At 50.3% G+C, this 19,590-nt stretch carries 17 protein-coding genes; 6 read left to right on the top strand and 11 right to left on the bottom strand.

Annotation, left to right across the window (positions count from 1 at the left end):
- Positions 1-263: 263 nt before the first annotated feature.
- Positions 264-1,097 (top strand): DNA/RNA non-specific endonuclease, encoded by an 834-nt coding sequence (locus C8E01_RS17845; RefSeq protein ID WP_116544823.1) that lies wholly within the window; start codon positions 264-266, stop codon positions 1,095-1,097.
- A gap of 61 nt (positions 1,098-1,158) precedes the next feature.
- Here the strand turns inward: C8E01_RS17845 and C8E01_RS17840 are convergent, their stop codons facing one another.
- Positions 1,159-1,563: a nuclease A inhibitor family protein gene (locus C8E01_RS17840; RefSeq protein WP_116544822.1), complete on the bottom strand. Its 405-nt coding sequence runs from the start codon at positions 1,561-1,563 to the stop codon at positions 1,159-1,161.
- Between the two features lie 123 nt (positions 1,564-1,686).
- Here C8E01_RS17840 and C8E01_RS17835 point away from each other — a divergent pair, with 123 nt between their 5' ends.
- Positions 1,687-2,559 carry an SDR family oxidoreductase gene (locus C8E01_RS17835; protein WP_116544821.1) on the top strand — a complete coding sequence of 291 codons (873 nt, stop codon included), beginning with the start codon at positions 1,687-1,689 and terminating at the stop codon, positions 2,557-2,559.
- Positions 2,560-3,019: 460 nt separating this feature from the next.
- Here C8E01_RS17835 and C8E01_RS17830 read toward each other — a convergent pair whose 3' ends face one another.
- From C8E01_RS17830 to C8E01_RS22190, 6 genes are all read right to left on the bottom strand, one after another.
- Positions 3,020-3,679: an SCO family protein gene (locus C8E01_RS17830; RefSeq protein ID WP_116544820.1), complete on the bottom strand. Its 660-nt coding sequence runs from the start codon at positions 3,677-3,679 to the stop codon at positions 3,020-3,022.
- A gap of 10 nt (positions 3,680-3,689) precedes the next feature.
- Complete coding sequence (locus C8E01_RS17825) at positions 3,690-4,493, bottom strand: formylglycine-generating enzyme family protein (protein WP_243409670.1); 804 nt, start codon at positions 4,491-4,493, stop codon at positions 3,690-3,692.
- A 23-nt stretch (positions 4,494-4,516) separates the two neighbouring features.
- Entirely contained in the window at positions 4,517-5,995 is a 1,479-nt protein-coding gene (nirK, locus tag C8E01_RS17820) for a copper-containing nitrite reductase (protein WP_243409668.1), read from the bottom strand.
- Positions 5,996-6,149: 154 nt separating this feature from the next.
- Positions 6,150-8,045, bottom strand: coding sequence for a decarboxylating NADP(+)-dependent phosphogluconate dehydrogenase (gene gnd / locus C8E01_RS17815; protein WP_116544817.1), 1,896 nt, complete (start codon positions 8,043-8,045; stop codon positions 6,150-6,152).
- 462 nt (positions 8,046-8,507) lie between these two features.
- On the bottom strand, positions 8,508-10,835 hold the full coding sequence (locus tag C8E01_RS17810) for a S46 family peptidase (RefSeq protein ID WP_116544816.1): 2,328 nt from the start codon (positions 10,833-10,835) through the stop codon (positions 8,508-8,510).
- Positions 10,836-11,120: 285 nt separating this feature from the next.
- Entirely contained in the window at positions 11,121-11,570 is a 450-nt protein-coding gene (locus tag C8E01_RS22190) for a YkvA family protein (RefSeq protein WP_116544815.1), read from the bottom strand.
- Positions 11,571-11,768: 198 nt separating this feature from the next.
- Between C8E01_RS22190 and C8E01_RS17800 the strand changes: the two genes are divergently transcribed.
- Positions 11,769-12,350 (top strand): SRPBCC family protein, encoded by a 582-nt coding sequence (locus C8E01_RS17800; RefSeq protein WP_116544814.1) that lies wholly within the window; start codon positions 11,769-11,771, stop codon positions 12,348-12,350.
- Between the two features lie 37 nt (positions 12,351-12,387).
- On the opposite strand, the gene C8E01_RS17795 is transcribed toward C8E01_RS17800, so the two are convergent.
- The gene (locus C8E01_RS17795; protein ID WP_243409666.1) at positions 12,388-13,803 is read right to left on the bottom strand and encodes a PhoH family protein; all 1,416 of its coding nucleotides are present in this window, start codon (positions 13,801-13,803) and stop codon (positions 12,388-12,390) included.
- Positions 13,804-14,074: 271 nt separating this feature from the next.
- Between C8E01_RS17795 and C8E01_RS17790 the strand changes: the two genes are divergently transcribed.
- Complete coding sequence (locus tag C8E01_RS17790; protein WP_116544813.1) at positions 14,075-14,545, top strand: toxin-antitoxin system YwqK family antitoxin; 471 nt, start codon at positions 14,075-14,077, stop codon at positions 14,543-14,545.
- A gap of 942 nt (positions 14,546-15,487) precedes the next feature.
- Here C8E01_RS17790 and C8E01_RS17785 read toward each other — a convergent pair.
- Positions 15,488-16,108 (bottom strand): RNA-binding domain-containing protein, encoded by a 621-nt coding sequence (locus C8E01_RS17785; protein ID WP_116544812.1) that lies wholly within the window; start codon positions 16,106-16,108, stop codon positions 15,488-15,490.
- 154 nt (positions 16,109-16,262) lie between these two features.
- On the bottom strand, positions 16,263-16,640 hold the full coding sequence (locus C8E01_RS17780; RefSeq protein WP_116544811.1) for a DUF3127 domain-containing protein: 378 nt from the start codon (positions 16,638-16,640) through the stop codon (positions 16,263-16,265).
- 168 nt (positions 16,641-16,808) lie between these two features.
- Between C8E01_RS17780 and C8E01_RS17775 the strand changes: the two genes are divergently transcribed.
- Positions 16,809-17,735 (top strand): isoaspartyl peptidase/L-asparaginase family protein, encoded by a 927-nt coding sequence (locus C8E01_RS17775; protein WP_116544810.1) that lies wholly within the window; start codon positions 16,809-16,811, stop codon positions 17,733-17,735.
- On the opposite strand, the gene C8E01_RS17770 is transcribed toward C8E01_RS17775, so the two are convergent.
- Entirely contained in the window at positions 17,732-18,628 is an 897-nt protein-coding gene (locus C8E01_RS17770; RefSeq protein WP_116544809.1) for a cyanophycinase, read from the bottom strand. The genes C8E01_RS17775 and C8E01_RS17770 overlap by 4 nt on opposite strands.
- Positions 18,629-18,977: 349 nt before the next feature.
- On the opposite strand from C8E01_RS17770, the gene C8E01_RS17765 reads away from it, so the two are divergent.
- Positions 18,978-19,481: a YciE/YciF ferroxidase family protein gene (locus C8E01_RS17765; protein WP_116544808.1), complete on the top strand. Its 504-nt coding sequence runs from the start codon at positions 18,978-18,980 to the stop codon at positions 19,479-19,481.
- The last annotated feature ends 109 nt before the right edge of the window (positions 19,482-19,590 follow it).

The following is a 19,590-nucleotide window of genomic DNA, read 5'->3' as shown; positions in this document are numbered from 1 at the left end:
CCAGGAACTGGCGCTTGATCTTGTCCAGATCCAAGCCGGTGTTTTCTTCCATGTTTTTCTGTGTTAAAGGTAATACTCAATTAACCTTGACACAGTTGACATTACACCCTCGATTAAAATGTCTTAACAGTGCTTATTTAATTTTTTAGATTACACTGGTGCTGTGCTATGATTCAAAATAAAACTTATGGGAATATGAAGTTTCAATGCTGTTCGTTTCAAGTTAGAATGGCAATTTTACCGCATCAATTAATGCTTATGCAATGCTAAAAAACTTAAAACGCATCCTATACTTTTCTTTCCTTGGATGGGGGCTGCTGGCCTGTTCTAAAGAAGAGAGCGTTGCTCCCAAGGGTGACAACCTGGCTATGGGTAATCCGAGTGAGGCTGGTACGGACTTCGCAAACTATTTTGTTCAAAAGGCGCAGTATACTTTATCTTATAATTCCTACAAGGGTACGCCGAACTGGGTGAGTTGGCACCTAAGCAGCGCCTGGCTGGGCGGCGCACCACGTCAGGACGACTTCCGGGCAGACAACTCCCTGCCAGCAACCTTTTACCGCGTATTATCATCCGATTACACTGGCAGTGGCTTCGATCGTGGCCACAACGTGCCCTCTGCTGACCGCACACGCTCGGACTCTGACAACTCTGCGACGTTCCTTATGTCGAACATTATTCCGCAGGCGCCTAACAACAACCAACAGGCCTGGGCCAACCTTGAAAACTACTGTCGTAAACTGGTGAGCCAGGGAAATGAACTGTACATCATCATGGGCCAGTATGGCAAAGGTGGATCTGGCAGCAACGGGTATAAGGAAACGCTGGCAAATGGAAAGGTAACGGTGCCGAATCGTATCTGGAAGGTAATTGTGGTGCTGCCACTGGGTGCAAATGACGTTGCACGCGTGACAAGCAGCACACGCGTTATCGCGATCGACACACCAAACTCCAACAACGTCAGCAACACCTGGGGAAATTACCGCACAACTGTAGATGCGATCGAGACCAAGACAGGCTACAACATCCTTTCCAATGTGCCAGATGCGGTGCAAAGTGTTATAGAGGCCCGTGTCGACTCTGGGCCGACTTCCTAAGGTATAGCTGACTTGCTATAAAAAATCCCCGGCTGCTGCAGTCGGGGATTTTTAATTTTGATCAGGTTTCGACCACCATCGTTTTAAGGCCGGCAATCTCGCCGTCGGGAGTTCGGCCCAGTATGAGTACCAGTTTCTGGGTTTCGCCGACGCGGTATACCTTCACGTTCTGCAGGAGCTCGTGCAGCTTTTTCTCCAGGTTTTGGAAGCGCCCGACCTGCTGCCCATCTTCATCACCCGATTCCGGTCTGGACTTGGTCATATTTCTGAAAAAATACCCAAGCTCCATCTCCTCAAAAGGATAGTCGGCTGGCATTGCTGCTAGTTTCAGTACGGTCTCTTCGTCCAGTTTTTCGTTCCGGAAGTTTTCGGCATGGTAGAATTCAAAAGGGGCGTCTGTTTCGCTCATCATAAGCAGTCCATCCGTCGCCTCCTTCAGTTCTGATTCAATTGTTTTAAGGTCCATAGTTTTAAATTGCTTCACCAAAAGAATGCTTCTTTTACTCTAATTCTCGCCTTAGGTTCTTATCTTTAGCTAGTCAGCCCTGACATTTATACGTTAGCTTTTTAAAACAAACAAAATAAGACGATGAAGGCAGAACCAATGCTAAAAGAAGACGCCCTGAAAGGCAAAACTATTGTGGTAACTGGTGGCGGAACCGGCCTGGGCCGCTCCATGACGAAGTATTTTCTGGAGCTCGGTGCCAACGCCGTGATCTGCAGCCGCAAGCAGGACGTGCTCGAAAAAGCCGCCGAAGAACTCATGCAGGAAACCGGCGGACAGGTGTTGCCGGTAGCCTGTGATGTGCGCAAATACAATGAAATAGAGGCCATGCTAAAGGCCACGCTCGACAAGTTCGGCAGGGTGGATGTACTGGTCAATAATGCGGCCGGTAACTTTGTGAGCCCCACGGAGCGCCTCAGCCACAAAGCCTTTGATGTGATCACCGACATCGTGCTCAAGGGCAGCTACAACTGTACACTTGCGCTAGGCAAACACTGGATCGAGCAGAAACAGGAAGCAAATATCCTCAACATCGTCACCACCTACGCCTGGACCGGTTCCGGCTACGTAGTGCCTTCAGCCTGCGCCAAAGCCGGTGTGCTGGCCATGACCCGTTCCCTGGCTTCTGAATGGGCCAAGTATGGTATCCGCTCCAATGCCATCGCTCCCGGACCTTTCCCAACCGAAGGTGCCTGGACCCGTCTGTTCCCGAAACAATTGGCGGACAAACTCGATCCGGTAAAGCGTATACCTGTCGGACGTTTCGGCGAGCACCAGGAACTGGCTAACCTGGCAGCCTACCTGGTATCGGATTACGCTGCCTTTGTGAACGGGGAAGTTGTAACGATAGACGGTGGCGAATGGCTGTACGGTGCCGGCGAGTTCAATGCCTTCGACCAGATTCCGCAGGAAATGTGGGACGCCATGGAAAAGCAGATGAGAGGGAAACAGGGGTGATTAATTGAGCGATTGAGTGGATGAGTGATGGAGTGAATATGGAGTTACTAAGGAGGAAAATTTTGTAGGGCAGGTCGCGACTTGTCCGAATCGTGTAGAGTAATTTTTGACTAAATCCGAAAGAGCACAGGTAACAATCTTCTCCATTGCAAAGCCGTTTCTCTCTAAGGAAAGGAAGTCAAACCCTACTGTCATTCTGTTAAGAAACTTGGTTGAAATAGAGAGCCCTTTCTGCCGGGAGGTTAAGCTGATGCTACTGGCGAGGGTAGGAGCCCTCTTTACTAAGATTCTTTCAGGATGACAAAAATACAGAATGAAATGATCCAGTACTTTTAGGAAGCACTCAAGCACTCCTTTTTAATGGTAACAACCTTCTACAAAACAACGTCTCTATAAATACAAAAATCCCTGGACTTTGCATCTGAATGCAGTCCAGGGATTTTACTTTAGTGGCTATACCTTAAATTTTCTGCAACAGGCCTTTGATGGCGTTAACAGTTTCATCTGGTTCTACACCAAGTCCTTCGGCCTGGTGGATGATCTCACCGCTTTCGCTTAGCACTGTAATGATGTTGGAGTGGGAGATCTCCCCATCCAGCTCGGTCTTGTATTTCATGTTCAACAGGGCAGCTAACTCGCGGATATTGTCCTGCCCGCTGGTCAGCAGCGTCCAGCGCTTCGCGTCCAGGTTGTTTGACTTAGCGAAGTCCAATAGGCGCTCCGGTGTGTCGCGGGCCGGGTCCATGGTTACGAGCACGATCCCAATGTCTTCCCGCTTGTACTGTTCCAGCCCCATCTCGATGCGTTTCAAATCTGCAATGATGCGTGGACAGGCGTAGCTGCAGTGGGTATACACCATCGCCACCAGCTGCACTTTGCCCTGGAATTCCTGTAGCTTCAGCTCCTCACCATTTTGGTTTTGCCAGTCAGAATCGAGTTGGTAAAGGGACATATCCGTCAGCCCGGCAGTAGGTATAGCCAGGCTACCCGTGCCGTCAGGCAGTTCGTCAGCGGCCAGGGGTTTGGCGCAGCAGCTGTCTTCTTCCTGCGCCACTTCCTGCTGGCAGGCTGCGAAGCTAAAGGCAATTAAAGTGAACAGGTATAAAGTATAGCGTTTCATAACAATCAGATTATTTTTTAGCTGTGATTTTTGCGGGTACGTCCTGCACGCATCTAAAACCCAGGTTCGCCACCGTGTAGTTGGCTTTGAGGCTGGAGCGGAAGGCGTAGCGCATAAAGGCCACGTAGTTTTTCACATCACTCGCTCCGGTAGACCCGGCACCACAGAACAGCTGCCTGTCCAGGCTGGCGTTTTGTCTGGACTCGCCTATGATCAGGGCTGAGTTGAAATCAGAGGTCCATTCCCATACCAGTCCGATCATACCGTAGAGGCCATAGTAGTTTTTGAAACTCTCCTGCACTGGTGGCAGGTACTTTGGGTTAGGCTGGCTGTACCAATCGAGGCTGCGCTGGTAAAAGCTGGGTTCGCTGGAGGCGTCCTTTTTCGTTTCGCTGGCCAGTGCGGCAAATTCCCACTCGTTTACGGTGGGCAGTCGTTTGCCCTGGCATTCGCAGTAGGCCTTGGCCGCAAACCACGACACGTTGATCACCGGGCTGTCCTTGAGTTTCTCAGCGTTCGAGCCCACACTTAGGTCGGAGGCCCAGTGCTTCAGGTAGCCGGCGTCTGCGAAGAGCTGTTTCACTTCCGACTTCTTCCATTTTGGATACTCGGCCACAAATGCCTTGTACTGCGCATTGGTTACCGGATACTTATCCATGATAAATTCCTGCACGGCTATCGCCTGGTTGTTGCTGCCGTAAAGCGGCACAAAAGTGCCTCCCTTCACATGAACCATGTTGGCGGGAGTGCCCTTTTGTGCTTGTGCTATACTACAGGCTCCGAGCATCAGCAAGATTGTCAGAAGTCGTCGCATGATTGAAAAGCGTTAATTTACTGTTAGTGCTTGTACTTGGCTTTCGCCTTCTTCACCTGGTCGAGGTTCACCTCGCCGCCTTTGTTACCCCAGCTGTTCAGCACATAGGTCATCACGTTAGCAATCTCCTCGTCTGTCAGCTTGATCTTCGGCATGGTGCTGTTGTACACCTCACCATTCACTTTGATCTGGCCTTCCAGACCGTGGGCTACCACCCCGATAGAGCGATCCACGTCTGCGTTCAGGTAGTCAGACTTGGCAAGGGGAGGGAAGGCTCCTGTGATGCCCTGCCCTTCGGCCTGGTGGCATGCCTGGCAGTTCTGGGCGTAAAGGGTTTTGCCCAATTCCATGCGCATATCTTTATTAGAGGCAAAGGCTGCTTTTGGCGTTTCAGACTTAGGCATTTCCTGTATGGCAGAACCTTCAGGCAGGTAGATTTTCTGTTCGGTTTGTCCGGAGAAGATGGCCAGGTTATCCGGTCCTTCTACTTTGAGCATGCCCAACGCACCTTTGTTGAAGGTTCTGAAGATCGAGTGGTCCACGAGCACATAGTTGCCCGGTACGTCTACTTTAAACTCTGTGATGGCGGAACCACCGGCAGGAACAAGCGTGGTCTGTACGTTGGTGTTGACATTGGAACCACCTTCTGGGTGTACTTTATCGAAGATTTCACCGATCACGTGGAAGCTTGACACCAGGTTTGGACCACCGTTGCCCACGAAGAGACGCACTTTGTCACCAACTTTGGCCGTAATGGCGTTGTCACCTGTCATGGCGCCTACAGAGCCGTTAAACACCACGTAAGATGGTCGCTCGTCCAAAGCTTTTTCCATGTCGAAAGGCTGGAGACCGGGGGCTCCAAATGCTCCTTTGGTATAGAAGTCGCCCTGCATCACGTAGTATTCCTTGTCAACAGGCTCCATGCCTTCTTCAGGCTCCACCATGATCAGGCCGTACATACCGTTGGCAATGTGCATCCCTACCGGTGCTGTAGCGCAGTGGTACACGTACAAACCAGGATTGATCGCTTTGAAATTGAACACCGTTTCCTGACCAGGTGCTGTGAACGTAGCTGCTGCGCCACCACCCGGGCCGGTTACAGCGTGCAGGTCAATGTTGTGTGGGTTTTTGCTGTCGGGGTGGTTCATGAGGTGAAACTCCACCTCGTCGTTCTGGCGCACGCGGATGAATTTGCCCGGCACCGAGCCACCGAACGTCCAGAAGGTATAGTCTACGCCGTCAGCCAGTTTTTTCACTACTTCGGTCACTTCCAGGCGCACCACCACTTTGGCCGGGTGCTTGCGGGTGATCGGAGCTGGCACGAGTGGGGCATCCGTCAGTTCCGCCTCGATCACGGGCATCTCTGTGGGAGCTGCCGTTTCGTTAAGCGAGTTCAGGATTTCAGCATTTGTGGTCTTGGTGCCACAAGAGGAGGCGATGCCGAGGCAAAAAATGCCCACCATGGCCAGCCGTATTGCTTTAGGTAAATGTGACCGTTTCATAAAATTTGCTGTTAGAGTGTCTTTATGGTTACAAAAGAACACCTCAAACTCTTCTAATCTTATGACGGTAGTCAGTCGCAGAAGTGACTTATATCAATTCGGATGTAAATTTACAAGGATGATGAAACGCTATATTTGCTAGATCCTGACTTGGTTAATCTTTCCAGTTTGTGTGAAAGTACTCTCCGGCAGGTTTGTCTTTGCGCTGATAAGTGTGCGCCCCAAAATAGTCCCGCTGCGCCTGTATCAGGTTGGCGGCTGAATCTGCAGTGCTATACCCTAGGAAGTAATTTAAGGCAGCAGAGAGCACAGGAAGCGGTATACCATACTGCAGGCCCAGTGCTACGACTGAGGCAAATCCCTGACGCGCATTGCGGATTCGATCGACGATAGGAGGGGCCAGGAGTAAATGTTGATCCTGCTGGTAGATCTGGACGAGTTCCTCCATCAGCTCGGAACGGATAATGCAGCCATTGGTCCAGATACGGGCAATTTCACTAAAATTGAGCTCCCAGTTTAACTGAACGGATACTTCACGCATCAAGCTAAATCCAATTTCGTGGTTGATGATGCGCGTCACCTGATACGCTTGCTTCAGACTGTTGACGAAACTGCTTTCATCAATCGTAACGTTAGGGTTCATTTTCTGGTAGAGGCCTGCCGCTTTTACCCGTTCAGTTTTCATGGCAGAGAGCGCCCGGGCCATCACGGCAGCGGAGAGGGTGTCGTAGGGTACACCATAATCCAGTGCTACGGCGGCTGACCAGCCACCAGTGCCTTTCTGCTCTGCCTGGTCCAGTATTTTGTCGAGCAGCATGTCGTCGCCTTCTTTCATTTGCAGAATGTCGATCGTGATCTCCAGCAGGTAACTTCCCAAGCCGTTCTTTTGCCAGTCCTTGAATATAGAGGCAATGTCAGTGGGCGCTATACCTAGCATATGTCGCAAAAGTGAGTAGACCTCTGCTAAGGCCTGCATCTCGGCATACTCTATGCCGTTGTGCACCATCTTCACGAAGTGTCCGGCTCCCTCAGGTCCGATGTAGGTCGTGCAGGGATTGCCCTTGCTGTCGCGGGCCGCAATCAGCTCCAGGTATTTGGCTATCTGTTCATATCCTTTACGCGGGCCACCAGGCATAATGGACGGGCCCTTACGGGCGCCTTCCTCGCCACCCGAGATACCCGTGCCCACAAAGTGCAGCCCCTTGCCTGAGAGCAACGCAGTACGCCTTGCCGTGTCTTTATAATATGAGTTGCCTCCGTCTATCACCACATCGCCAGACTCCAGCAGCGGTATGAGCGCTTCCAGTTGCGCATCAATGGCGCCTGCATAGATCATCAGCAGCACTTTGCGCGGCTGCTCAAGTGACTGCACAAACTCTTCGAGCTGGTCATAGCCTTTTATATTGGTAAAGGAAGGGTTATTGGCAATTACCTGCTCGGCTATACCTTCTTCTTTACCCGGCACGTGACGGTTAAACATGGCAACGCGCACGCCACGGCTGGCCAGGTTCAGGGCCAGGCTTTTGCCCATCACACCGAGGCCGATCACACCAAATTCTGAATGTGGGTTCATATGATTCAGTTTAGAGATTACATCCCGCACGATCTGCTCAGGACTTAAAGCAACATTGACGTGTATACCATAGGCGGGCTTCTCTAGCGCTTCCAGTTGCGACTCCAGCATGGCGGGTGGCATGAAATGTGCCTGCCGTGCCTGCAGCCGCTTCAAAATGGTGTCGCGGGAGCCATCCAGGTAGATCCAGCTGATGTCCGGAACAACCTGCAGCGTTTTGCGGTAATCCTCCTTCAGGGCAGAGCAGGCCAGCACGGCGCCTCCACTTGCATTCCAGGTTGAAATCAGACTAGCCAATTGCGCCAGCCAGGGGGCACGGTCGGAGTCGTTCAGGGGAATGCCCTGACGCATCTTGTCAATGCTTTGCTGTGGGTGGTAGTCATCTGCATCATAAAAAGGGAGCCGGAGCCTGTCAGCAAGTTTCTGCCCGACCGTGGTCTTGCCGCTACCTGTCACTCCCATTACGATGTAGATCATATTTGCTGAATTTAAGGTGCTCACCCCGCTGATCTCGGTGCTTCCATACAGTATTGGGTTTTTGTACGGAATTGAAGAAACTAGTTTGCAAATATTCTAACGCTTAAGCCTGAAAGCACTTGTCTACGGTATCAGCAGGCCACAGATGTCTGATCTTGAAGTGCGAAGAACTGTAAGGGTTACAGCTAGTTAACAGGATGTGTTCTCTCTGTTTTCAGCAAGTGGCTGGCTTCGATTTCCGTCACTTCACCCATCTTTACCGCACTAATCAGGGCATCACCTACCATTTCTGCTACGACTAGGGCTACCTGCTGCTCGAGGACGAGAAAGTGCTCATAGTGAATTGGCAGCCTTGTATGGAGCAGAACAAGGTATAAAACAACCGGCTCAGTTAAAGCGCAAACAAAAAAGCCCCGCCTGAATGACCAGACGAGGCTTTTCAAAATAGGGGAGTGGTAATGATTAGTTCACCACCTCGGCAGCTTCTTTTTCTTTCTTTTTGGCTGCTTTTCTAGCGGCTTTCTCGGCTTTGCGCTGCTCCCTTTTAGAGAGTTGCGGAGCATCCGCCGGTGTTTCAGCTTTGCGGCGGGCATCTACCTGCGGTAAACCGGACGTGTTGTCATTTACCAGCGTCATCTCTTTTACCAGGTGGCCGGCACCGGCAAATTTGTCTACAATGAAAAGCATGTAGCGCACATCCACCGAAATGTTGCGCACCTGATCCGGGTTATAGGTCAGATCGCTCATAGTACCTTCCCAGTTGCGATCAAAGTTCGTACCGATCAGCTGACCGTTAGCATTGATCACCGGTGAGCCGGAGTTACCACCCGTTGTGTGGTTAGAGGCAATAAAGGCAACTGGCAGCTGACCATTTACGCCATAAGGGCCGTAGTCTTTCTTGTCGTACAGCTCCTGCAAACGGGCAGGTATAGCGTAGTCCTCGGCCGCACCGGAGGCCGCTTTTTCAATGATGCCTTCCAGGGTAGTGAAATACTTGTACTTCACACCATCCACCGGCTCGTAAGGTTCTACTTTGCCATAGGCTACGCGCAGGGTAGAGTTAGCATCCGGGTAGAACTTGCGGTCCTGCTGCATGGCTCGCAAACCGGTCATATATGTTCTGTACAGCGGGTTCAGGTTGTCGTTTACCTTGGTATAGGTCGGCAGCACATTGGTACGGTAATAGTCGTTGATGCTGTTGGCCAGCTGGAAGCCCGGGTCATTTTTCAATGGGTTGGTTTTGCCTGCTCTGATTTCGGCAATGGCTTTGCGAACACCGGCTTCGGAAGTGAAGAGCGACTTGCTGTATACCTCGTCGGCATACTTGCTGAAGTCACCCTTATACTTCTGGCGCACCATTGCGAAGGCAGAAGGATGCAGTTTCGGGTCCAGATTCTCATAGTACATGCTCAGCAGGGCGGCAAACACCTTCTTATCGGTAGGAGCGTTGTAGTTCTTAAAGTAACCCGCTGCGCCTTTCTCCAAACGGTCGAGCTGTGCATTGATCTCCTGCTGCGGTGCCTTGGCCTCGATCAGCTCGTTCAACTTAATATAGTCGTTGGCATAGCGGATCAGCTCTACCCCCCAGGCAGCTTCCATGATGTAGTCGCGGGCAATCGTGACGCCTTCCAGCTGCTTGTAATTATTTTCGAACTCAGCGATCAGGTTGCCATACGTTTGCTTGCGACCAGCATCGGCATTGGCCCAGGCGGTGAACTGCTTTTCCTGTTCCTGTTTGCGGGCAATGGTGTTGGCTTTACGCAACCCACGGCTCTCACCGATCCACTTTTTCCAGGCGTTGGCAACGCTGGCATACTTAGCCGCATACTGAATACGGACCGCATCAGAAGCCTTCATGTCCTTGTCCAGCACAGCCAGCTTCGTGTCACGGATCTTGATTTTGTGCGGGTTGGAAGTTTCATAAATCTCCTGGATGGCATGTGAAGTCAGGTACTCGTTCGTACGACCTGGGAAACCGAACACCATCGTGAAGTCATTCTCCTGCACTCCGCTCAGCGAAATAGGCAGGTGGTGCTTCGGCTTGTAAGGTTTGTTGTTAGGAGAGTATTCGGCCGGGTTGTTGTTTTCGTCGGCATAGATGCGGAACATGGCAAAGTCGCCGGTATGGCGTGGCCACATCCAGTTGTCGGTGTCGCCACCAAACTTACCGATTGATGAAGGAGGAGCACCTACCAGACGGATATCGCGGAAGGTTTCGGTCACATACATGTAGTACTCGTTGCCATAGAAGAACGGACGGATAACAGCGTCGTAGTGCGTACCCGCAATGGCCTGCTGGCGCACCTTGCCGATGTTCGTTTGCACCATTTTCTCGCGTTCAGCCTCTGTTACGTTGGCCGGTATACCTGCCAGAATCTGCTGCGTCACGTCCTCCATGCGCACGATAAATGTGGCAAACAGGCCCGGGTTCGGAAGCTCCTGCTCGCGGTTCATGGCCCAGAAGCCCTCGGTCAGGTAGTCTTTCTCCACAGAACTGTGGCTTTGGATCTGGCCGTACCCGCAATGGTGGTTGGTCAACAGGAGGCCTTCCGAAGAGATCATTTCGCCGGTACAAAAGCCCCCAAATGACACGATCGCGTCCTTGAGGCTCGACTGGTTGATGCTGTAAATGTCTTCGGCAGAGAGCTTCATGCCCTTTTTCTGCATTTCTGCTTCGTTGAGCTGCTTGAGGAGCATAGGCAGCCACATGCCTTCATCAGGCTTGGCCGTGCTTATACCCAGGCTCAGACAGGCGGCAGCAAAAAATGCTATAATGCGCTTACTGATCATGGTTTTTATAAGAGTTGGTTTTAAGCTCCCAAGATACGGAAGAATTACGAGTTTGGGAGTTGGGGAATTGGGGAGTTTGAAAGATAGTGAGGGAGTCTGGTAGGGACAGGTCGCGACCTGTCCGCGCAAATGGCTAACCTATGCAACTGCATCTTTCAGTCTGCTATACATTTTCAGGACTGATCCCGAAATTATGATTGATGGCTGGTGAACGATTCGGACAGGTCGCGACCTGTCCCTACAGAATTATACCTCCTAAACTCTCAAACTTCCCACACTTAAACTCTAAAGCGTTCCCATAGTCGGCTCAAAGCCCTTGTTGCTTTCCCAGGTTTTAAAATTGGTGATCTCTTTCTGAAACGAATCGATGAACCAGGCCATCAGGCTGATGTCGTCGAGGAAACCGATGACAGGTATAAAGTCAGGGATCACGTCGAGGGGCGTGACCAGGTATAGCAGCACGGCCACCCCGGCTAGCAGCGACTTGTTCGACACATCCCGGTACGAGCCATTGATATATGCCTTTGCTAGTCGGATGAACGTCTGCATCACTTCCTTTACCTGCTCAAAGCCACTCTTGTTACTCTCTACATCCACCAACTTGCCATAGGCCGTGGTGAGCAGCATGCCCAGCTTCACTGGCTTGGACACCAGAACTCCGGCCTTACCCAGAAAACGCTTGAATATAGTGTGCTGCGATAGTTTTAGTCCTTTATTGATAAGATCCTGAATCATATTTTTGTCTTTTGTTTGGCACTTATACGGTAGTAGTCTTCTATTTGGTATATGCTACCGCAGCATGATAGAAGAGAGCCGTCTTAGATAAAAAATTATTATTGCCTACATGCTTTGCAGTCTTGTTTTTTCTCCATTAAATTGGTGTACTTTAAGCATTAAATTATCCCATACACTTACAGGCATGTCGCATCGTATATGAAAGCGTCCCTCATCATGCTGGTGTCGTTGCTGGTAGCTTCGGCCGCAGTAGTCTTTGGTTCCTTCCTGCTCCCTGACTCCTATGAAGTCAGGCGCTCCATTGTGGTCAACGGCAAGCCAGAGCAGGTGTTCCCATACCTGAACAACCCGACCAAGTGGGAAGAGTGGAACGCCTGGAACAAAGCCTACGACCCCACCTTGATTCGCCTTTACGGTGGTCCGCTGTCAGGTAAAGGAGCTTACCAGGAATGGAACGGCGACAGGGTAGGAATGGTGAAAGTACACTTTACGGAAAGCACGCCCCCTAACGAACTGTACTACAAGCAGTTCATCAAAGGCGAGGAATTTGAAACCATTGGCATCTTCAGCCTGGAACCGCTGGAGGAAGGGACACGCGTGGTGTGGCACCAGAAGACACGTGTGGCCGATGATATCCTTAACAAGTATAAGGGCTTCTTTAAGAAACTCAAAACAGAAGCTGAAACGGAACAAAGCCTGCTTTCGCTCAAATTGCTTTTAGACCCCAATGCCAAGGCGGACAGCAAAGCACAGATCGCAAACGGAAAAGGCCGCAGCTAGGTATAGCAGCGGCCTTTTGCCTTTTTTATAGGTATAGCTAGAGCAGTTCGTTTGCCAGGTTGGCCAACTCAGAGCGTTCCCCTTTCAGCAGTGTGATGTGCGCATATAGCGGGTGGTTGCGCGCCCGATCGATCAGGTAGGAAAGGCCATTACTCTGCGAGTCCAGGTAAGGCGTGTCGATCTGGTATACATCCCCCGTGAACACGATCTTGGTGTTTTCCCCCGCCCGCGAGATGATGGTCTTGACCTCGTGCGGGGTCAGGTTTTGCGCTTCGTCCACTATAAAATAGATGTTCGAAAGGCTGCGCCCCCTAATATAAGCCAGAGGTGTGATCACCAGTTTCTCCAGTTCCACCAGTTCCTTGATCTTCTGGTACTCTTTGCTATTCTCCGCATACTGGTTCTGAATATACTTCAGGTTGTCCCAAAGCGGTTCCATATAAGGGTTGAGCTTCGATTTGATATCGCCGGGCAGATAGCCGATGTCTTTGTTGCTGAGCGGCACGATTGGCCGCGCCAGGTAGATCTGCTTGTAGTCGCGGCGCTGCTCCAGGGCACTGGCCAGGGCCAGTAGGGTCTTGCCTGTACCTGCCACACCCTGTATACTCACCAGCTTGATGCGCGGATTTAACAAGGCATGCATGGCGAACGTCTGCTCGGCATTTCGAGGCTTCACACCATAGGCCGTTTGCTTGTCTACCCGCTCAAACTGATCCTCGGCCGGATTGTAGTATGAGAGGATAGAGCTTTTAAAGCTTTTCAATACATAAAAGTGATTGTCTGGTGGAGTTTCCTTAATCACTTTACCGCTATTTGAGTTGCCTTTTTCATACAAGTCGTTGATCACACCCGGATCAATTTCCTCCAGCGTATCACTACCGGTATACAAGCCCGCCACATCCTGAATCTTACCGGTTTCATAGTCTTCGGCGATCAAATTGAGTGCCCGGGCTTTCAGTCGCAGGTTGATGTCTTTGGTCACCAGTACAACTTTGCTCTTTGGGTAATCCTGCTGCATGTGTAGGGCAGAGTTCAGGATGTGGTGGTCGTTCTTATCGCCAAAGATCTTGGTGGCATCCAGTTTGGCACTGCCGTTCATCATCACCTTAAACTTGCCTTTGGTCTTGCCGTTGAGCGGAATCCATTCCTGCAGCATATGCTCAGAGGAAAGCTTATCGATGAAGCGGATGAACTCGCGGGCCTCAAAGTTCTTAATGTCGTTGCCTTTCTTGAAGTTGTCGAGCTCCTCCAGCACTGTAATTGGAATAGCCACATCATGCTCCTGGAAGTTCTGCACCGCGCTGTGGTCGTAGAGGATGACCGAGGTGTCGAGTACAAATATCTTTTTGCCTTTTGCATCAATTACTATACCGGGTGCAGGTTCTTTTACCTTGCTAACTGTACGTGAAATTGTTTCGGTTTTGTCTTGGGTTGTCTTCGTCTGTTTGGGCATAAGGGAAGGGCTAAAGTGGTAGACATACCCATTTTACGCAAACACATAGCGCTTAGTCTATCTTTAAAAGAGTCTATTTCCTGTTGCGCACAGGTGTTGTTATCAGTGAAAAAAAATTCCGATTTTTAGTCTTCTGATTTATAACTCTTTACAAAATAAACTTGTATAACTAAATGCTTAGTTGAATATGAAAAAAATATCTATATTTGTTTGAGCCTTCCTTAAAAGAGGAGTGCAGTTTTATACGATACTATAAAATATAATCGGGCGTATGAAAACCACTTATACCTTCTTCTTACTGCTGCTTCTTGCCCTTCCGCTGCCCCTGCAGGCACAGACGAAGCCCAAAAACGGCATCTGGCCTTTCAGGATTAATCGTTTCGACAAAGAGGGGCGCCACCACGGCCGCTGGAAGCTATACCTGTCAGATAACAAGACCCTGCTTCGTGACGGGCGATTCAAGCACGGGCAGGAGCGGGGCAAGTGGCGCTATTACTACCCTGATGGAAGTATCCGGAAGATCGAGTACCACAAGCCATACTCTAAGGAATTTCTAATCAAGTTCTTTCATGACAACGGCGAGCTGGAAAAGCAAGGCATGGCCAGGGTGGTGGAAACCGAGCACGTGATCCACTACTATTGGTTCGGCACTTGGCAGGTATACAACCGCGCCGGCCAACTCACCCACACGGAGTATTATGAAAAGGGAAACGAGATGAAGCTGGAATTGAGCAGAAAATGATGGGTAGGGGGTTGACTGGATTTTAATTTGTCTGAATCAGGATTTGCAGGATTTAAGATGGCCACTACCCCCACGGATTAACAGGATTGTCCTGCACGATTTTCATCCACCTGCACCTCCCGAATCAATTCCGGGATCTTCGACCTCGAAGGTGGACTTGTCCTACCTACTGCTTTCCCGCCTGTCATCCTGAAAGGATCTTGGTTGCCGGTTGGTTAGGTGATTGCTATAACACACCCCTGCCCCCAATGCTGTTAACTTAAGGAATAAGAAGAAGCTGATTCGGATTTATCAATCCGAATCTAATCTGTTGCGGGTCTCCAGACCCGCGTGTACCTGTATACGGGGATTAGGAAATCTCCTGCACTGGGGGTAGGGGCCCCTTATTAAGCTTTCGGATTGATAATCCGAGTATTTGCTTAAGTTGACAGCATTGTCCTTATCCCCGGGATGTTAAGCCGATGCTGCTTGCTACCAAGATACTTACAGGATGACAAAAGAAGTAGCATGAAGGCCCCACTCTTAAGCGGAGAATTCCTGCCAATCTTAATCTACAGGTACAGCGCTGTAGTAAAAACCATTGGCAGGTATAGAAAGACATCCTTGACACTTGAGCTACGAAGCAGATCGCTCTAGCCATGTGCACTTTTCGGCGCTCCACTGTTCGAGCGTTCAGCGAGTGGGGGCTGGGGCCCTCGATTTGGAGCGTCTTGATTTTTTTGCTTGCTGGGGGTAAGGGCCCTCTATTTTTTCATCAATGAAAAAAGTGAGTGCCCGCCGCACAGGCGAAGTTACAAATCAACGTAGTTAGTATACCTACAACAGCAGTCGCTATAAAGCAAGCTATACCTGGGCCAGAGGCCCCACCATAACAGTCACGAGCGTGGACGCTCGAGCCATTAAACAGAGCCCCGCTGGCAAGGCGAAGACCCTCACTGACTACTAACTCAGCGTATAATACTCCTCCTTCTCTTTATCATGCAGCCGCACATACCCATGAATTACCAGTTTTACCAGCATACGATAGGCCCTTCTTTCAGATAAATTCGCAATTTTCATATACTGCCGCAGCGTAACACGTCGGTTGAGCGCCAGGTAGTCCAGCACGGCGCGTTCGTGTCGGTCAAGGGGAATGCGCTCGAAAGCGGGCTCTTCCGTCTGTAAGGATTTCTCTACCATTTTGCTGGTTTGCACGCTCGTGTCCTTTACACGTACATAACCCCGCCAGTCATCTTCTTTTACTTTGGCAAAATGTGGTTTAACGTTGCTTTCGGGTACTGTCACTTTCAAGATGGTGTGACCGTCCAGTTCCACTTCTTCATAGGTAAGCAAAAGGGGAGGGTCGCAGTAAAAGCTGGCGGCAAGCTCCAGGGTATGTTTCTCTTCCTCTGGGTCTATGCCGACTACCTTGCCATCGTCTTTTACTCCGATCAGGATGGTGCCACCGCGTGTGTTGGCAAAGGAAACCAGGGTACGGGCTATTTTGTCAGGCTGGGTGACGCGCTGCTTAAAATCTACCTGATCGTTTTCGCCCTGCCAGATCAGGCGCTGTAAATCATCCATAGTCAGAAGGCTGCAGGTATACAGGCTATACCTCGTTATACTGTAATAAGAGCTGGCGCCCGGTTTTGTTTTGGTAGGCCAGCTTCATGCTAAATCAGAAATGCATAAAAAAAGCGAGCCTGTTGGGGCTCGCTCTCTTTATACGCAATATGTATTAGAATGGCAGATCGTTGTCTGCATCGCTGCTATAGAAAGACGGAGCCGCTGACTCCTGGGCAGGAGCACCAGCCGGAGCGCCAAAACCACCTGAGGCGGCAGCACCCTCAACACGCCATGCCTGCAGGTTGGTGAAGTACATGGTCTGGCCGTTCTTCGTGAAAGGCTTGCCCGTCAGGTTAAACGTTACTTTTACTTCGTCACCCGGCTTGTAGTTGTCGATCAGGTTGCACTTGTCTTGCGTCAGTTGGAACTTGCAGTACTGCGTGAACGAACCGTCCGGAATCTCCAGCACAAACTCACGCTTTCTGAATTTTTCACTTACCTGCTGTTCCTCAAACACTTCGTACAGCTTTCCTTGAATATCAAACGACATAAAATATACTTTATAATGAATAGATTGATCTAAGGACAAATATACAAAATGTTTGGTTTCGGCGGGACGGAAAAATGGCAGCTTTTTTAATTTTCATGCTTAAAAGCGGACCGATAAAACAGGCAGGGCCCTGCAGGCGTAGGAGCCTACTATAACGCACCCATTAATATGCAAAACTTAGCGATTGCCCTACACGGAGGAGCCGGCACGATCACACCCGCCTCCATGACACCAGAATTAGAGAAAGCCTACAAGCAAGCTCTCTCATATGCCTTGAACCAAAGCTACCAGGTGCTTGAAAAAGGTGGCTCGGCGCTGGATGCCGTTGAATTGGCCGTGGTGTTGCTCGAGGATTCTCCCTTGTTTAATGCCGGTCGTGGTTCTGTGTTCACGAAGGAAGGCAAGCACGAGATGGACGCGGCCATGATGTGCGGCAAGACCCTGGAAGCCGGCGCGGTGGCAGGTATACGAAGTATCCGCAATCCGGTGCGGCTCACCCGGGCCATACTCGAGCACTCCGACCATGTGTTCCTGAGCGGCTATGGGGCGGAGGAGTTTGCCCGCAAGTACAAAATTGATTTTGCACCCGAAGAATACTTCTACGACCAGCACCGCTACCAGCAGTGGCGCGAGGTACGGGACACTGACATTTTTATGCTCGATCACACCGAGGAACGGAAATTCGGCACAGTAGGCGCCGTTGCCCGCGATGAGAACGGAGACCTGGCAGCAGCCACCTCTACTGGCGGCATGACGAACAAAAACTACAACCGCATCGGCGACAGTCCGGTGATCGGGTCGGGTACCTATGCCAACAACAAAACCTGCGCGATTTCCTGCACCGGGCATGGAGAGTTCTTTATCCGGGCGGTGGTGGCTTATGATGTGTCCTGCCTGATGGAGTACAAAGGCTATACCTTGCAGGAGGCCTGCGAGGAAGTAGTAATGGACAAGCTCGTTAAATTTGGGGGAGAGGGCGGACTGATTGCCGTGGACAGCAAAGGAGAGCTGGCCCTGCCCTTCAACTCCGAGGGGATGTACCGGGCTTGCCGAAGCAGCGGCAAAGAGGGCAGAGTGGCTATCTACAAGGACTAACTGCGCGACTCTGAGGCCATCTCGTTTTTCTCTACGTCCGCCATGTCCTTGTAAAAGGACCGCGAGTTGATGTTGAACACGTTTCCCTTTGCCAGCACATGCATCATCATACCGGCGATGGCCACCGGGCGTCCAGGCTCTATGTCGTTGATGTTCGTGTAACTCACGCCGTGCCCATCTACAATGACAACCAGATTGGATCCGATGGTTTCGATCATATGACCGTCTGTGATCAACACGCCGGTATCTTCACCCAAACCAATGCCCACAGTTTTAGGGTAAGTGACCACCGCCTCCATCAGCCGACCGAAGCGACCACGTATCACGAAGTGGGAATCGATGATGACGCCGCTGATCAGGCCAAAGCCCCGGTCCATCTTCACTGAGCCGCGCAAGAGAGATTCTGTGGAGCTGCCTCCCTTGATCATAACTTCCGACATGGCCATAGCGCCTGCACTGGTGCCGGCCACCACAAACTCCTCATGCCAGTACCTGTCGTGGATGATCTGCAAAAACTCTGTGTTTCCAAATATGCGGGTGAGACGGGACTGGTCGCCACCGCTGAACATCACCCCATCGGCTTTGCGGATGCGTTCGAGGTACTCCGGCTTCAGGGCATCCTCTTCTTCCCGGATGTGCATCATGTTGGCGTTCTCACAGCCCAGGATACCGAATGCGCTTTCGTAGCGTTCGCCTACTTCCTCAGGTATAAGCGAGGCTGTCGTAATCACTTCGATGGTAGGGTTGCGGGCAGGTATTTCGTTCAGAAAGCGCTTAAGTATACCCAGTTCAAAAAAATCAAGGTAGTATTTCTTTTGATGTTTCGGGTTCGGATATGAGCCTTTGTCTTCATTTCCGCCAATGGCTATGAGCTTTCCTTTTGGTCTATCCACGTGTGCTTCTCTTTATGCTAATTGTATACTAATGCGAAAGGTAAAATGTCCTACGATCAAATTTCCCTCCCCTAAGATTACCTATATTTTCGAAAATCGTTACGAGACAAGCATCTTTATTACGTCTGAAGCCTGTATTTATTTGTTTCTCTGAATTGTACTGCAATAAAGACGCACGACTTACACAATAAAAATATCACAAATGTTATATATTTAACTAATCTGTGATCTTACTATATATACTTCATATAATAAAAGTTATATTTCCAAACCTCCGGCACCTCCTCCCGTATAGTAATCACACAAGCTTCGGCTTATAATTATTTACGACGCTAAACCTTTCCAAGCTATGAAACTAAACAACCTGAATGACTTATTCATCCACGAACTAAAGGATATCTACAACGCTGAAAAGCAGATCACCAAGGCACTTCCTAAAATGATGAAAGAGGCTTCGTCCTCTCAGTTGAAGAAGGCTTTTGAGATGCACCTCAGCGAAACAGAGACACAAATAGAGCGACTTGAGCAAGTCTTCGATTTATTGGGCATGAAGGCCTCCGGAGAGAAGTGCAAGGCAATGGAAGGAATCATCAAAGAAGCGCAGGACATGATGTCTGAAAACGCTGACTCTGATGTGATGGACGCTGCCCTGATTGCTTCGGCTCAGCGTGTGGAGCACTACGAAATTGCCGGTTATGGTACACTTTGCACCTATGCCAAGCAGTTAGGTCACAAAGAGATTCTAACCCTGCTGCATACCACACTCGAGGAAGAAAAGGCCACTGACCTGAAGCTAACCGATCTGGCTGAGAGCAAGATCAATGTAAAAGCTGAACACAAAGGAGCAAAGTAAGCTCTAAAAATATACCGAAAAAAATCTGTCCTTTCCCCATGCTAAACAAGCTGGCCAGAAGGAGACAGATTTTTTTGTTTATACCTGTTTGCATCAAAAAGGCCCCGCA

The organism is Pontibacter virosus (assembly GCF_003096355.1).
In the GTDB taxonomy this organism is placed as follows: domain Bacteria; phylum Bacteroidota; class Bacteroidia; order Cytophagales; family Hymenobacteraceae; genus Pontibacter; species Pontibacter virosus.
This window is presented reverse-complemented; position numbering and strand designations above follow the sequence as displayed.

What these genes read in the sequence shown, in the direction of transcription:
- C8E01_RS17845 (WP_116544823.1), top strand. Translation starts at nt 264, where the DNA reads ATGCTAAAAAACTTAAAACGCATCCTATACTTTTCTTTCCTTGGATGG.
- C8E01_RS17840 (WP_116544822.1), bottom strand. Translation starts at nt 1,563, where the DNA reads ATGGACCTTAAAACAATTGAATCAGAACTGAAGGAGGCGACGGATGGA.
- C8E01_RS17835 (WP_116544821.1), top strand. Translation starts at nt 1,687, where the DNA reads ATGAAGGCAGAACCAATGCTAAAAGAAGACGCCCTGAAAGGCAAAACT.
- C8E01_RS17830 (WP_116544820.1), bottom strand. Translation starts at nt 3,679, where the DNA reads ATGAAACGCTATACTTTATACCTGTTCACTTTAATTGCCTTTAGCTTC.
- C8E01_RS17825 (WP_243409670.1), bottom strand. Translation starts at nt 4,493, where the DNA reads ATGCGACGACTTCTGACAATCTTGCTGATGCTCGGAGCCTGTAGTATA.
- nirK (WP_243409668.1), bottom strand. Translation starts at nt 5,995, where the DNA reads ATGAAACGGTCACATTTACCTAAAGCAATACGGCTGGCCATGGTGGGC.
- gnd (WP_116544817.1), bottom strand. Translation starts at nt 8,045, where the DNA reads ATGATCTACATCGTAATGGGAGTGACAGGTAGCGGCAAGACCACGGTC.
- C8E01_RS17810 (WP_116544816.1), bottom strand. Translation starts at nt 10,835, where the DNA reads ATGATCAGTAAGCGCATTATAGCATTTTTTGCTGCCGCCTGTCTGAGC.
- C8E01_RS22190 (WP_116544815.1), bottom strand. Translation starts at nt 11,570, where the DNA reads ATGATTCAGGATCTTATCAATAAAGGACTAAAACTATCGCAGCACACT.
- C8E01_RS17800 (WP_116544814.1), top strand. Translation starts at nt 11,769, where the DNA reads ATGAAAGCGTCCCTCATCATGCTGGTGTCGTTGCTGGTAGCTTCGGCC.
- C8E01_RS17795 (WP_243409666.1), bottom strand. Translation starts at nt 13,803, where the DNA reads ATGCCCAAACAGACGAAGACAACCCAAGACAAAACCGAAACAATTTCA.
- C8E01_RS17790 (WP_116544813.1), top strand. Translation starts at nt 14,075, where the DNA reads ATGAAAACCACTTATACCTTCTTCTTACTGCTGCTTCTTGCCCTTCCG.
- C8E01_RS17785 (WP_116544812.1), bottom strand. Translation starts at nt 16,108, where the DNA reads ATGGATGATTTACAGCGCCTGATCTGGCAGGGCGAAAACGATCAGGTA.
- C8E01_RS17780 (WP_116544811.1), bottom strand. Translation starts at nt 16,640, where the DNA reads ATGTCGTTTGATATTCAAGGAAAGCTGTACGAAGTGTTTGAGGAACAG.
- C8E01_RS17775 (WP_116544810.1), top strand. Translation starts at nt 16,809, where the DNA reads ATGCAAAACTTAGCGATTGCCCTACACGGAGGAGCCGGCACGATCACA.
- C8E01_RS17765 (WP_116544808.1), top strand. Translation starts at nt 18,978, where the DNA reads ATGAAACTAAACAACCTGAATGACTTATTCATCCACGAACTAAAGGAT.